Source organism: Bacillus sp. FSL L8-0152, assembly GCF_038006365.1.
GTDB lineage: Bacteria > Bacillota > Bacilli > Bacillales > Bacillaceae_G > Bacillus_A > Bacillus_A cereus.
Window position 1 is genome coordinate 2,875,098 of the sequence record NZ_JBBOVB010000001.1, and the last position, 13,975, is coordinate 2,889,072.

Sequence of the window (13,975 nt, forward strand, 5' to 3'; positions counted from 1 at the left end):
CCGAACTAGAGGAGGAATACACATGACCAATAAAAACAACTTAATCGTTTGTCGTTGTGAAGAGGTTACATACGGACAACTTCAATCGACAATTGCTGAATATAACTGCTCGGCAAGAGAATTAAAACTAAGAACACGTGCTGGCATGGGATTTTGCGGTGGTCGTACATGCAGAATAATGATAGATCGAATGATTGAAAATGCGAATCCTGACGTAACTCTTAATGAACTACCGTTAAAATATCAACCACCAATACGTGCAGTTACTTTTGGATCGGTAGGTGAAAGTAAATGAGTAGAATTACACATCACCCTATTTTAGGTACTTTACAAAGTAGTGAGCGTATTACTTTTCAATTTAACGGTCATCAATACGAAGCATATGAACATGAAACGATAGCTGCTGCCCTGTTAGCAAATGAAATACGGACATTAAGAGTTCATGAAGATAGCGGGACACCGCGAGGTATTTATTGTAATATTGGGCACTGTTCTGAATGCCGCGTGACAGTAAATAATCAAACAAATGTACGCGCATGCTTAACTGTTGTAGAAGAAAACATGGTTGTTGAAAGCGGGAAACAGCATCCGAATATCGTGAGAGAGATGGTGAAAAAACGATGAGTGATGTAATTATCATTGGTGCAGGACCAGCGGGATTATCTGCTTCTATCTCTTGTGCTCGTTTCGGACTAAAAGTGCTCGTTATTGATGAATTTATGAAGCCGGGTGGGAGATTGTTAGGACAGTTGCATCAAGAGCCTACTGGAGAATGGTGGAACGGAATAGAGGAATCGAAGCGACTTCATGAAGAAGCAGAATCACTTTCAGTACATATCAGGTGCGGTGTTTCGGTCTATAATTTAGATAAAGATGAAAACAATTGGTTTGTACATACTAATATCGGTACGTTAGAAGCACCTTTCGTACTACTTGCTACTGGTGCTGCGGAATATTCTATTCCCCTTCCAGGCTGGACACTTCCAGGAGTGATGTCAATTGGAGCAGCTCAAGTTATGACAAATGTTCATCGCGTGCAAGTTGGAAAAAAAGGAATCATTATTGGTGCTAACATTTTGTCTTTCGCCATTTTAAGTGAATTGCAATTAGCGGGAATTAAAGTAGATCATATTGTACTCCCTGAAAAAAGCGAGTTAAGTCAAAAAGCTGGTGAACCTGAAGAAGTTTTAAACTCTCTTTTAAATGCAGCACATCTCGCTCCTTCTGCTATTTTACGAATAGGTAGCCACTTTATGAAATATGATTGGATTCGAAAAGCTGGATTAACATTCTATCCAAACAGCGGAATGAAAATAAACGGAACGCCACTTCACCTTCGGAAAGCAGCTCTTGAAATTATCGGAACAGATCAAGTTGAAGGTGTACGCATTGCTAATATTGACTCTAAAGGAAATGTTATTAATGGATCAGAGAAAATATATGAAGCAGATTTTGTTTGTATTGCTGGGGGATTATACCCACTTGCCGAACTTGCAGCTGTAGCTGGTTGTCCCTTCCATTACATTTCAGAATTAGGTGGACACGTTCCTCTCCATTCCGAAACAATGGAAACCCCTCTTCCTGGTTTATTTGTAGCTGGCAATATTACAGGCATTGAAAGCGGAAAAATTGCGATGGCGCAAGGAACTGTTGCAGGTCTATCTATTGCTAAATATGCAGGTGAACAACATGATATAGTCGACCAACAATTATATCACGCCATTCAAAACGTTCACTCTGTTCGTCAGAAAGCTGCAATTCAGTTTAATCCGATGGTAGATATCGGTAGACGAAAGATGAATGATTTATGGCATAAATTCCAAACAAATGATAAAGATTTCTATAAACAACAAGAAATTATTTAATAAGACTTATTTGTCAAAAAGCTCCCCTTATCAAAAACATAAGGAGAGCTTTTCAAATTATTTCACTTCGATTGTCCAATCACCATCAGCTTGAATAGTGAATATATGTATACCATTTTCTTTTACAGGTACTTTTTTCGTAGTATCGGCAGCACCAATTTCATTAAATATCATGCTATCGTTTAAATCCACTACAAAATTACTTTCACCATTCTTATGTACACCATGCAATTCTTTCAAACCTTTTTCAAGTTTCACAAAAACAACATCAGATCCGTGACCACTAATTGTTCCTGGAGCTGTTACTACTTTATCTATTGGAATAGACTGAGACATATTCACTTTCCAGTGACCATCTGCCATTGGATTAATAAAATATTTTCCACTCTTGTTTAATAAAACTACACGTTTTTCTTTTCCATTACCAATAAAATTCGAAAGTGAACCAGAGTCATTACCTTGTTCATCTTTTAACTCTAGAATTGCATTACTTTCTCCTGTATGTTCTACTTCCGCAATAACAAATCCGGATTTTAACTCAAAAAAATCAGAAGAATTCGCACCATCACCTTCTAACGAAACACTATGATCTTGTGATAATCTCTCCACTGCACTTTTTTCTTTTATCTCTTTAGCTTTCGGGCTAGTTGTTGCTGTTTGCTGTTCAGTATTCTTATCTTTTTTTTCATTCGCTTGTACATCTTTTGTTTGCTCCGTTGAATTACAAGCAGTTAAAGATAAACATACCGCAGCAATTGTTGCTAATAATTTCTTTTTCATAATATCCTCCTATTAACATAAAACATTCTTAATAAGAATAACATATTTTTACCAATTCATCAGTTTATTAAAAATTGAATTTTATCCTAAAATAGGAAACATACTAAAAATATAAATTAAAATAAAAAACTGCTAGAGCATAAAGCCCTAACAGTCTTATTGTTCATCACTATTAAATTTCGCTAATGCGTAAATACCTTCTTCATCATCTAATTCAAGTTGTAATCTCGCTGCGAATGAATTGACATTATATTCTCTGTCAAGCAATAAGCGTAATGCTTCGATTAAGTTTGCTTGAATTAAAATTTGCTGGCGACCATTTACCTCTACTTCCGCAGAGAAACCGTAGTCATCGTCATACATGAGTTCAACTAACACTTCTTCTGGACCCACTTGTCTTTTTTCAGCTATATATACGCAAAGCGCATTTATTAATTCTTGTTCAGAAATTTTTATTGTTTCCATGCTACTTCATCTGCCTTCTTTTTACGTTGGTCTTTGAAGTATTTAAATGCACGAACTGCTAACATTACGATACCAGCCATTACTAACATATTTACCATAAATGCTAATACAGAACCAAGAGCTCCCATATTTGCAAATAAGCTACCCATTAGTAAACCACCAAGACCACCTAGTAATAAACCTTTCATAAAGCTTCCTTTATTACTTTTTGGTGCTGTGTTTGTTGCTTTCGTTTTTGAATCTGGAGTCGTTTTTTGAGAATTTACATTTGAGTCTTTTTTGTTTAAATCAACTTTTGACTTTTGACCTGAACTTGGTGTAAATGATTTTTTACCAGATTTGTAACTTTTCGCTGCTGCATGATCTACGAACATAAAGCTGCTAGCCCCAAAGATAACCATGAATGCTGTCATTACTGCTACAAGTTTTTTCAACATATTATATCCATTCTCCTTTTATATAGATATATGTGAAATCTATCTTTCTAGTAAATTCAGAATGATAGATTTGTTTTTAAGAACATTTTAAAGGTTCTTATGAACTTATTATATGAACTTTTGTCGAAATATGCAAGTATTATTTACTTTCAACAGTTTGGTGACAAAGGAAAAATTAAGCAAAACAGAATTGACTTTAAATGAAACAAAACATATTATAAGTTCATAAGAACTTTTTATTATTTTGGAGGTGAAAAGATGGAAACATTTCATCTCACACGAAACGAAATGGCTACCCTTCTTCTATCACTAAGAGGATGGAATACGAAAAAGCCTCTCGGTATTTTACAAGAAGCTTGGGCAAAGTCACATAAAAAAGATATTGAAAGCGGACAAAGCGTTACAGCTTTTATTACTACCGCACTTTCTCCTATTTTTGAAAAGCTGATTAAAATTGACGATACTGATGTCGGTTTTTCTTTAAATGAAATAGTTGCGCTTGGAAATCAGATTGAAAACACAAGTTTCTCTGTAACTGCTATGCAAAACTGGGTGAAACGAGATATAAAAGAAATGATTGGCTCTCCTCAAAAAGGGAAAAAATATTCGATTGAACAAGCAGCCTTACTATTTATTGTCGAAGATTTAAAAACAGCACTTGATTTTGAATCAATTCGTAAGCTATTACGCCTTATCGTTAATGACCCAGCCGATCGAAGTGATGATTTAATCAATCCTGTTCATTTATATGTAGCATACTCTTCTCTATTTGAAGAACTCAATCAAGGGAATTGCTTACAACTAAATGCAACAGATACAGTTCATACAATTGAAAACATCGTAAAAGAAAAAGCTGATAAAATCGCAAGCAAGTTCGATCAAATTAATAACGAACAACGCGAAGCAATTCGTAACGCTATTATCATTGCGACCCTTTCTGTACATACCGCTTATGTACAAATGTTAGCAAAGCGTTACGTAACAGCAACTTTATTTTTACAGAACTTAGATGTGAAGCCTTAAAAAAACAAGCATCCCCCCGTCATATACCTAGGACAGGGGGATGCTTGTTTTCAATCAATATAAAATACAAAAATCATTTTACATCTAAGTTTCATTATAAAATAACTCTTGATTATGTATTATGTAAAAATCATTACTAACCTAACATTCAACAATGTTCATTTCTTTCTATTAAATTCCTATCAGATTTTCTCGATAAACTTAATTACTTCATCTTTATAATTATATTTGTCATTAATTTCTTGTAATAATTCAATATCATGCGTATGAGTTTTTCCTGTCTCTAACAGCTCACGATATAAATCAATGTAAGGAAGATTTTTATTCATGGCATTTTTATATTCCTTTTCTACATCGTAAAAAACCTTTTTAAACCTCACATCAGTAATCCCTGCCTCATCAATTTCAAGAATTGCATACTGAGCACGCAAGTCAGAGTTTAGCTTATTCCACTTGTAAAAAGGTTGTCCAACTGTTCCTGGGTTAATAATTAATTGATCATTGCTACTATAGCGCAACAATTGATGGTGGGTATGAGCGTAAATCGCAATATCATAATCACGATCAAATAGCCGATCAAACTGTTCCTGATTATTAGTGGGCCACAAATCTCCTCCGTAATTTTTATTTTGTAGATTATGACTAATACTGATTGATAAATCATTAACCTGTTTTGTTATATGTAATGGTAAATTTTTAACATGTTTAATATAGTTTTCATCCAGGTTTTCACATTGATACTGAACTAATCTAGAAACATAAATATCAGTTGCGTTATCAATATCAATATTTTTATTAAGAACGTCAAGAAAACTATCTTCCCAGTTTCCTTGTACATAAGTATCAACGTTAATACTTTCTAATATTTCAAACAAATCATTCGATCCAGGACCAGGCATAATTAAATCTCCTAAAAACCAATAATCAGTCACACCTTCTTTCATAGAACCTTCGATAACTGCTTTTAAAGCAGTTGCATTTCCATGTACATCTGCCAGTACAGCAATTTTATGTTTCATGTATTTTATTCCCTCCTCTAAATTTACGTTTCCATCTCATTCATTTTTTATTTTCGAGCCAAATCAAATTGAATAGGCATATTCTTTTTTAGGCAATTTTACTATCTCTTGAATGAAATTTGATTTCTCTAAAATGTCCTCTAACTGCCCCTCACTATGGACGTAAATACCACCTGCATATGAACTGTACGCCTTTTTCTCAGTTATTATCGCTAAATTGTTATTTTCCTTTTTAAAATCACCCTCCACTCCTTTTTGAAATGATAAACTTTTAGTTGGTGAAACATAAAGTTGAATTAAAGATACTATTTCAACATCATCTGATTTTGCAAAGCACTGTATTTCATTTAAAATCATTTCATCTTGTAACGGAAGAAAGTCTTCTACTTCTAACTTCTCTCCTTTATGAAAGAAGTTTTGAAGTCCAGGAGTATAGAACGAAAGATTTTTCTCCTCTATCATTTTAAAAATTGTTTGCAGCAATATGCCTTTTCCTATCACAAACGGGTGGCCAAATCCATTATTGTAAAGCCCTTCTTTCATTTTCATTAATTGTTCAATGAAGGGGATTCCCGATTCTTCAATAACAAGTTTACCGTCAATTAAACGCATGTTAGCAATCAATTCTTCTATCTGTAAACCTTCTAATTCAAGCGATGAGTAATATATATCTCTATTCCAAAAATCTAATTGATCCATTCCTAATGAATTAAATAAGAGCTCATCTATAATTGGAAAAACTCCATCTTCTGTTAAAGCTTTCGTTACATCATCTAATAATCTAGGTGTTTGATTTAAAATCGTACGTATTTCTTCGTCCTCTTGAATGATTCGTACCGTCCACTCACCATGATCTTCACCCGATATTTGCTGAAAACAATGTGAATATGGCCCATGTCCAACATCGTGTAGAAGGGCTACAGTAGATACTAGCTTTCGTTCATATTTCGATAAATGTATGTCACCAATCTCAGTAAGATGTTCTATCACTTTATTTACTAGCACATATACACCTATCGAATGTTCTTCTCTTGTATGTATTGCGTTCTCATGTAAAAAATAAGTATGTCCTTGTTGTTTAATATGCGTCAACCTTTGAAATGCTTTTGTATCTATCAATCGAAGGATATCTCTATCACGAATAGAGATTGGTCCATAAATCGGATCTGTAATATACATACGTTCTCCTCCTATTTTTGTAAATGAAAGACCTATACCATTATACTTAATTTTCAGTCTATTATCATTGATATATGAGAAATTTTTAATAATCTTTTCATTAACCCTTCATAAAAACGCGGCTTATATCCTTTACTATAATACTTATGAGAGACATAAAAGAATTGAAATAGCAATCCCCTATGTAAATAAGGTATAATCTACATATAGTGAACCTTTTACGTAATTAAATAAAAGGTTCTTATACTCAAAAATTCATAAACTAGAAGGTGCAACAATGTTAAGTAGTTTTATTCATTCAGTATTAACGTTTTTTGAAGGATTAGGTTATTGGGGCATTATGCTTGGACTTATGATTGAGATTATCCCAAGTGAAATTGTCCTTGCTTATGCAGGATACTTAGTATTCAATGGAAGTATCTCATTTGTAGGCGCAGTTGTATTCGGTACAATTGGCGGTGTTATTGCCCAAATCTTTATTTATTGGCTTGGACGATACGGCGGACGCCCTATATTAGAACGTTATGGAAAATATATTTTCATACATAAAAAACAAATAGATGCTGCAGAAGATTGGTTTAATCGTTACGGAACTGGCGTCATTTTTACAGCACGCTTCATTCCAGTAGTGCGTCATGCGATTTCAATTCCTGCTGGTATTACAAAAATGCCTTTACTACGTTTCACTACATTAACAGCACTTGCGATTATCCCTTGGTCTATTATTTTCATTTATTTAGGTGAAAAACTAGGTGAAAATTGGGAAAATATTAACGATATTGCTAGTCCTTATGTGAAATCATTCGCAATTGGTGGCGTCGTACTTATACTTTTATACTTCGTTATAAAAAAATGGACAAAAAAGCGTAAAAATCTTGCTTAAGTATATAACAAAAACCGCTATAAATTCATTCGGAGTTATAGCGGTTTTTTATTTATATATGAATTAATCTTCAAGAATTATATAACACCTTTCCATCTACATTTACATGGATAAGCAACCGTTTGATCATTTCTTTCGTATATTATCTCAAAAAGGAGTGATTCCCCTATGCATTGGCAGCAAAAAATACCATACTTAATCAGACGCCCTATCGGTATTTCCTTCATAAATGGGCAAGGAACTTCTGGTGTATTATGTTCAGCTCATGATGGTCAATTATATGTGTATGAATACCTTTATCAATCCCAGTTCGCAATGAAACATTATGATTATAGACAGATTCAAGATATACATGCATTCCCAAATTGTCCTCACCAAAATCCTCTATACTAAAAAAATCGGAACGGCTCATAGCCATTCCGATTTCTATACTTTATTTCTCAGAATTAAATTTATGCACTGCTTCATCAAAATAAATCCAACCTTTCCAGCCCAAATGAATCGTATCTTTTAAGAAATACTTATCATATTCATGACCAGAGAAATCAACTACTGGATATCCTGCTTTCTCAACCTGTTCTCGAACTTTTTTATAATACACTTCACGGCGTTCTTTCGGGAATCCAGTATAATCATACCAAGGCCCATTTACAGGTACAGAAATAAAGAGTGGTTTGACATTTTTCTCTTTAAATAAATCTAAAATAATTTGTAAATCATCATATTCTGGTGATTCATCATATGTTTCATTTGCTCTAAAGTTTTTTAAACCTTTTAGTTTTTTCTTCAGATTATTCTTATGATAATACGGATTTTCAATTCCGAATGTATTTGTAGTAGACTCAGCTTTCCCTTCTTGTTCCGCGTGTTTACGTGCATCTTCCCAAGAAATTGAACGAAGTCCGATATTTGTTTTCTCTTTCATCGGTTCGATTTTAAATAAAGAGTTAAATAAATCTCTATGATCTAAAATATTTCGATGCATATAAGCAAGTGGTTTAGCTAAACCTGCTTTTATGTTATGTTTTGTATCATTATATACAATACCTTCTAATGAATTTTTTAATATATCATCTTCTTGAACAACTTTATAATCTAATAGCCGTTTCGCGATTTGCTTCTTCATTTCTGGATTTATCTCATCATTAAAAATAAAATGATATGCTTGTTGTTTGGAGAAATTATTAGTGAAATCCCCTTGTGAGACACCAGTCTTTGTAAACCATTGTGGTGAAAGAACAAAGACTACTTTTTTACCTTCTAATTCATCCATAGTAGATGTCATATTTAAAATATGAGCTAAGCTTTGTGTACCGCCAGTTCCAATTAAAAACGGTGTAAAACCAGCTGGATTTACTTTGAAATAATTAGACGGATGATATGCATCCATTCGTAAAAATTCTGATGAACCGTACATCGGTAAATACTGTGAATTCTCTAACATTTTTTGCTGTAAGAAAACACTTTGTAATTTCTCTTTTTGTAAAGAAGTAGCCGCATCTTCTACCTTCTTATCACTAATAAGCGATACTAAACTTTTCGATGGGATTAGAATGATAATGAAAAAAAGCACACACGCTAAAATTATAGGACCAAAAGCATGCTTCATTTTCATCTTCTGTCCCTCTTTCTATCGTTATTAAATTGTAACCCTTGTCTTTGACACGCCATCTTTTCTCTCCTTTTTCTCTATACATGTTCCATTCTATTTGTCTATTATATACATGTATGTATTTCCTTCCTTGTTCTATTAAATCCTATAGAAATAGCGCAAGAAAATGTTTCCATAGAAACACGTTAATTATACAAGATTCTACATAAATTTCACACTGGAATTTTAGTAATAATTTTATTTTTAAGTCGTAAAAAAACATATGAAATGTCTATATTTCATTCGGAACTGTACAAAAAAACAGACTATCACATACGTGAAGTCTGTTTCTCCATTCTTTTATTTTTGTACATCTGCCCCTTTTAAACTTGTAGCTGGACCAAATTGATGTACATATAAATCTTTCACATATGGTTTTTGTAAGTAAGATAATCCGCGCTGGAATACCGGTGCAATTACTGCATCATCAAGTAGCATTTTTTCAGCTTCTTGCATTGCTTTCCAGCGAGCTTTTTCATCATTACCTAATTCTGTTTTAATCTTCTTAATTAACGCATCATATTCTGGGTTTGCATATTCTGTATTATTAACACTGCTTCCAGAAAGGAATACTTCTAAGTAAGTCATTGGATCTGGATAATCCGGTAACCAGCGTGATAACGACATTTCATATTCTTTCTTCTTCTCTAGTGCTAATTTTTGCGTATGTGGTTGCAATTTCACATTCACTTTTAAACCTGGTAAATTTTTCTCAAGCTGCTCTTTAATGTACTCTCCAACTTTTTTAAAGTTTTCTAAGTCATAATTTAATAGTTCTAACGTCACTTCATCTGTACCTGTTTCTTGCTTTGCCTTTTCCCAATATTCTTTCGCTTTTTTTACATCAGTTTTATTAAACTCACCTGCCGTACTTCTAAAATCTTTTTTATCTGGTCCCTTTAAAAATCCTTTTGGTACGTAATAGTTTGCAGCAACCGAACCATCATTTAAAAATGAATCCGCAAGTCCTTTCTTATCAAAAACTGTACTTAGCGCAAGACGTGCATTTTTATTTTTAAGAATCGGTACATTTTCATTAAATCGGAAGAAGTACATAACTGGATCTGTATATTGTTTTAGCTCTTTATTATTTTTATATTTATCCACGAATTCTGTAGAAATAACAGCTCTATCAACTTTATCTGTTTCATATAAATTTACCGCAGTTGAAATTTCTTTTACAATTTGATAGTTTACTTCATCTAACTTCACTTCTTTTTTATCCCAATACTTATCGTTTTTCTTCATTGTAAAGCTAGCTTCATGCTTCCACTCTGATAATGTAAATGGTCCATTATATACCGCTTTATTTGCTTCTAATCCGTATTTATCACCTTGCTCTTTCGCATATTTTTCGTTAATTGGATAGAAGGATGGTAAAATTAATAATTTCGTAAAATACGGTACAGGATGTTCTAGCTCTACGACGAACGTTTTATCATCCTTCGCTTTTACTCCTAATTCATCTAGACCTAGTTGTTTTTTATTTATCTTCTCAGCGTTTTTCACATCGTACGCAATGTATGCATATTGAGAAGCGGTATCTGGATTAATCAATTGCTTCCAAGCGTATACGTAATCATGAGCGGTTACTGGATCTCCGTTTGACCATTTCGCATCACGCAAATGAAATGTATATATCTTTCCATCTTTACTCACTTCATATTTTTGTGCGCCTGCCTCAATTACTTCATCATTTTTCGATAGACGGAATAGTCCTTCCATTACGTTATTCAAAACGTTAAACGAGACTGCATCTGTGACTTTCACTGAGTTTAACGACGGAATTTCACCCGTTTCTAGTAACTGTAATACTTTCTTTTCATCTTTCGGCTTTGTTGTAGTTTTTTCTTTTGCGCAGCCAACTAAAAATGAAGAAACTAATAGAGTACTAACTAATGAGTAACGAACAACTTTTTTCATTTAAAAACCCCCTCTATTTTTAAGGTAAGTAACGACGAGCACCAGCGTATTCTTCTATATATCCTGGTGTATTTAGTGGTATAATCTCTACCGACCTTTCAGCTCTTGGTGCGTGAATCATATTGCCATCACCAATATACATTGCAACGTGATGGACACTACCTTTCCCTTGATCATGTGCAAAGAAGATTAAATCTCCCTTTTGTAAGTTTTCTTTATCAACTGCAATTCCTGCTCTTGATTGCGGTCCAGAATCTCGCGGAATTGTAATGCCGTGCGATTTATAGATCGTATGCGTGAAGCCAGAGCAATCAAATCCAAAACCACTTGTACCAGCCCATATATACGGTAAACCTAAAAACATTTTCCCTGTGTTAATTAAATCATCAGCTGTCGGTTTTGGAATATCAGTTTGAGAACGGTAAACTGTTCCATCATTTTTTCGTAGCCATGCTTTCTGACCATTTGGCAACAATACACGGTATGAAATTGTGTCTTCACTTAATAGCGGCAGTCTTGTATTATAACTGACTTCAAGTGATTTATGTTTTTCAGAAGGATTTATATATAAAATCGCAGTTGGCTTTGTTATTAACACAAAAGGTTCATTTGTTTTATCTGCAAATTCTTGATTATATGTTAATTGCTTTTCAGGCATCCAGCCCGGATAACCTTCTTCATTTCGTGGTGTTGGCTGTCCATGCACTAATACCTTCACCCACTCGCCTTTCTTATCAATAACGGTTACTTCTTGACCGAGTAACGCTTGTGTTTCTAATTTATTTGCATTTGTTAACCATAGTTTCTCGTCAAGTGTCATTGATTTCGTCCATTTCCATAGATCCACTGGATTTGTTGCACTCGGTGTATCGATTGACCTTAATGAATCAGGTGCTGTCCATAACGTTGCAGCAGATACATCTATAAATGCTTTATTATCCTTCTTTTCTTCAGCATTTGCCGATGTAAACGATGAAAATATAAATAAAGTTGTTAAAAATGCAGTTCCTACTTTTTTCATATATATCCCCCTTAAAAAAATAATTTACTAGTCTCTTTTCCTAAGACTTACTATTCATTGTCGATTGAAGGTTTACCTTTGATCCAGAATAAGTCATTCCTTCTGGCTCTTCCATTAACCAAAGCGGTGCATCAAGATCAAAATAATGTATATTAGGATGTGCTGCCGCTAAATGTGCAACAGCGCTAACGGAAAGTGAAGATTCCATCATGCTTCCCACCATACACTTCACACCAGCCGTTTCTGCGATATCTGCAATACGCCATGCTTCACGTATGCCACCACATTTCATTAATTTAATATTAATTAAGTCTGCGTATCTTCCTTGAACGAGCTTTAATGCATCACTTGCTGAAAATATACTTTCATCGGCCATAATTGGCGTTTGCACACGATCTTTGACGTACTTTAACCCATCCCAATCTTTCGCGTGTACTGGTTGTTCAATAAATTCTATATTTAAATTACGATTTTCCATCTCTTGAATGATAGAGATCGCTTCTTTTGGACTCCAACCTTGATTCGCATCTAAACGTAATGTCGTATTTCTTGGTACCACATTTCGAATTGCCTCAATACGTTCCAAATCTAAATGCGCCTCTTTACCCACTTTAATCTTTAATGTTTGAAATCCTTTTTCTATATGTTTCTTCGCTTCTTTTGCCATTAATACAGGCTCATCCACACTCACTGTAATATCGGTATAAATTTCTTTCTTCCCGCCTAACAATGCATATAACGGCACATTTTGATATTGGCAATATACATCATATAAAGCGATATCTACCGCTGCTTTCGCACTTGAATTTCCAATACAACTCATTTGAATGCGCTGTAGTAACTGCTGAAACTGAATGATATCTTGACCAATTAAACATGAACGCATCGGTCCTAAAATCGCTTCTTCCATTCCACTGGTGAAATCACCCGTAATAACTGGCGTTGCGGCTGCAGCCCCCTTACCAATCAATCCTTCGTCTGTATGAATATAAACATCTATACTTTCAATTTCTGTTACAGTACGAAGTGCGGTTTTAAACGGTGTATGCAGTTTTATACGTCTACGATTTACTTTTACGTCTGTAATTTTCATTTTGTTCATCCTTTCTTCTTCCAATGAAGTGAAATCTTAATCCACTGGAAATTTATACCCACAGATTATTAGGTAAACCTATTGAGCATTTACTCTCCTATCTCTCTACTTTGTTTTCGTTTACTTTTGGTGTAGGATGATAATGTGAAATAAAAAAATCCAGCCATAAGAATGATTCTTACGGCTGGATTTTGTCTATGATTGAGTAGACAAAGCAGCAATCTGATTATATTTTTTCTGTGCATCTTTTAGCGCTACAAGTAACGCTTTTTGAGAAGAGCCGAAATATCGGTTCTTTACTTCCATTACTAACGCCGGGTCATTTATATTTTTATGTAGAAATAAATATTTAACAAATTGAGATGTTAATGCAATTGTCGCTGAGCAGTCTGCATCTACAATTTCCCCTGTATCCTTAACAAGTACAAATGCTACGAAATAGCTTTTAAACTTTTCAGTAATGGGATTATTTTGAGGTGCTTTCGCATCCCCTACGATATAAATTGTATTTGAAGCGTACACAGCTATCTTCCTTTCTTATACGAGGATAACGGGTTTCTTAATAGTCGTATGAGCGAGGAACTCAACGTTGATTAAAAAATGTATCCGCTTACCTTGTATTATAATATAATTAAC

The 13,975-nt window shown here is 34.0% G+C and carries 16 protein-coding genes; 6 read left to right on the top strand and 10 right to left on the bottom strand.

The features are described from left to right. Positions 1–22: 22 nt before the first annotated feature. Genes MHH27_RS14460 through MHH27_RS14470 form a run of 3 tightly spaced genes read left to right on the top strand, consistent with a single transcriptional unit; the run spans position 23 to position 1,865 of the window. On the top strand, positions 23–295 hold the full coding sequence (locus MHH27_RS14460; protein ID WP_000182619.1) for a (2Fe-2S)-binding protein: 273 nt from the start codon (positions 23–25) through the stop codon (positions 293–295). Next, complete coding sequence (locus MHH27_RS14465) at positions 292–624, top strand: (2Fe-2S)-binding protein (protein WP_000087063.1); 333 nt, start codon at positions 292–294, stop codon at positions 622–624. Before MHH27_RS14460 ends, MHH27_RS14465 begins: the two co-directional genes overlap by 4 nt. Beyond that, positions 621–1,865 (top strand): NAD(P)/FAD-dependent oxidoreductase, encoded by a 1,245-nt coding sequence (locus MHH27_RS14470; RefSeq protein WP_001286084.1) that lies wholly within the window; start codon positions 621–623, stop codon positions 1,863–1,865. The genes MHH27_RS14465 and MHH27_RS14470 overlap by 4 nt, the downstream gene beginning before the upstream one ends. A gap of 57 nt (positions 1,866–1,922) precedes the next feature. On the opposite strand, the gene MHH27_RS14475 is transcribed toward MHH27_RS14470, so the two are convergent. The 3 genes from MHH27_RS14475 to MHH27_RS14485 all read right to left on the bottom strand — a co-directional run bounded on the left by MHH27_RS14475 (position 1,923) and on the right by MHH27_RS14485 (position 3,547). Next, complete coding sequence (locus tag MHH27_RS14475; protein WP_000727976.1) at positions 1,923–2,645, bottom strand: hypothetical protein; 723 nt, start codon at positions 2,643–2,645, stop codon at positions 1,923–1,925. A 156-nt stretch (positions 2,646–2,801) separates the two neighbouring features. Beyond that, entirely contained in the window at positions 2,802–3,110 is a 309-nt protein-coding gene (locus MHH27_RS14480) for a YxcD family protein (RefSeq protein WP_000447760.1), read from the bottom strand. Further along, on the bottom strand, positions 3,098–3,547 hold the full coding sequence (locus tag MHH27_RS14485; RefSeq protein WP_000914478.1) for a hypothetical protein: 450 nt from the start codon (positions 3,545–3,547) through the stop codon (positions 3,098–3,100). The genes MHH27_RS14480 and MHH27_RS14485 overlap by 13 nt, the downstream gene beginning before the upstream one ends. A gap of 258 nt (positions 3,548–3,805) precedes the next feature. Between MHH27_RS14485 and MHH27_RS14490 the strand changes: the two genes are divergently transcribed. Next, positions 3,806–4,570: a DUF1836 domain-containing protein gene (locus tag MHH27_RS14490; protein ID WP_000447231.1), complete on the top strand. Its 765-nt coding sequence runs from the start codon at positions 3,806–3,808 to the stop codon at positions 4,568–4,570. A 182-nt stretch (positions 4,571–4,752) separates the two neighbouring features. Here MHH27_RS14490 and MHH27_RS14495 read toward each other — a convergent pair whose 3' ends face one another. Both MHH27_RS14495 and MHH27_RS14500 read right to left on the bottom strand, forming a co-directional pair. Next, positions 4,753–5,589 (bottom strand): metallophosphoesterase family protein, encoded by an 837-nt coding sequence (locus tag MHH27_RS14495; RefSeq protein WP_340943053.1) that lies wholly within the window; start codon positions 5,587–5,589, stop codon positions 4,753–4,755. Positions 5,590–5,652: 63 nt separating this feature from the next. After that, positions 5,653–6,768, bottom strand: coding sequence for an HD domain-containing protein (locus MHH27_RS14500; protein ID WP_340943055.1), 1,116 nt, complete (start codon positions 6,766–6,768; stop codon positions 5,653–5,655). Positions 6,769–7,045: 277 nt separating this feature from the next. On the opposite strand from MHH27_RS14500, the gene MHH27_RS14505 reads away from it, so the two are divergent. Together MHH27_RS14505 and MHH27_RS14510 are read left to right on the top strand one after the other, a co-directional pair. Then, complete coding sequence (locus tag MHH27_RS14505; protein WP_000952916.1) at positions 7,046–7,651, top strand: DedA family protein; 606 nt, start codon at positions 7,046–7,048, stop codon at positions 7,649–7,651. Positions 7,652–7,819: 168 nt separating this feature from the next. Then, entirely contained in the window at positions 7,820–8,044 is a 225-nt protein-coding gene (locus MHH27_RS14510; protein WP_000558699.1) for a hypothetical protein, read from the top strand. A gap of 40 nt (positions 8,045–8,084) precedes the next feature. Here MHH27_RS14510 and dltD read toward each other — a convergent pair whose 3' ends face one another. The 5 genes from dltD to MHH27_RS14535 all read right to left on the bottom strand — a co-directional run bounded on the left by dltD (position 8,085) and on the right by MHH27_RS14535 (position 13,861). Beyond that, positions 8,085–9,266, bottom strand: coding sequence for a D-alanyl-lipoteichoic acid biosynthesis protein DltD (dltD, locus tag MHH27_RS14515; protein WP_000782299.1), 1,182 nt, complete (start codon positions 9,264–9,266; stop codon positions 8,085–8,087). A 336-nt stretch (positions 9,267–9,602) separates the two neighbouring features. Further along, positions 9,603–11,225 (bottom strand): peptide ABC transporter substrate-binding protein, encoded by a 1,623-nt coding sequence (locus MHH27_RS14520; RefSeq protein ID WP_000758268.1) that lies wholly within the window; start codon positions 11,223–11,225, stop codon positions 9,603–9,605. A 19-nt stretch (positions 11,226–11,244) separates the two neighbouring features. Next, on the bottom strand, positions 11,245–12,246 hold the full coding sequence (locus tag MHH27_RS14525; RefSeq protein WP_340943057.1) for a C40 family peptidase: 1,002 nt from the start codon (positions 12,244–12,246) through the stop codon (positions 11,245–11,247). A 40-nt stretch (positions 12,247–12,286) separates the two neighbouring features. After that, positions 12,287–13,348 carry a dipeptide epimerase gene (locus MHH27_RS14530; protein ID WP_140158900.1) on the bottom strand — a complete coding sequence of 354 codons (1,062 nt, stop codon included), beginning with the start codon at positions 13,346–13,348 and terminating at the stop codon, positions 12,287–12,289. Between the two features lie 186 nt (positions 13,349–13,534). Then, on the bottom strand, positions 13,535–13,861 hold the full coding sequence (locus MHH27_RS14535; RefSeq protein WP_000271314.1) for a DUF3870 domain-containing protein: 327 nt from the start codon (positions 13,859–13,861) through the stop codon (positions 13,535–13,537). Positions 13,862–13,975: the final 114 nt, after the last annotated feature.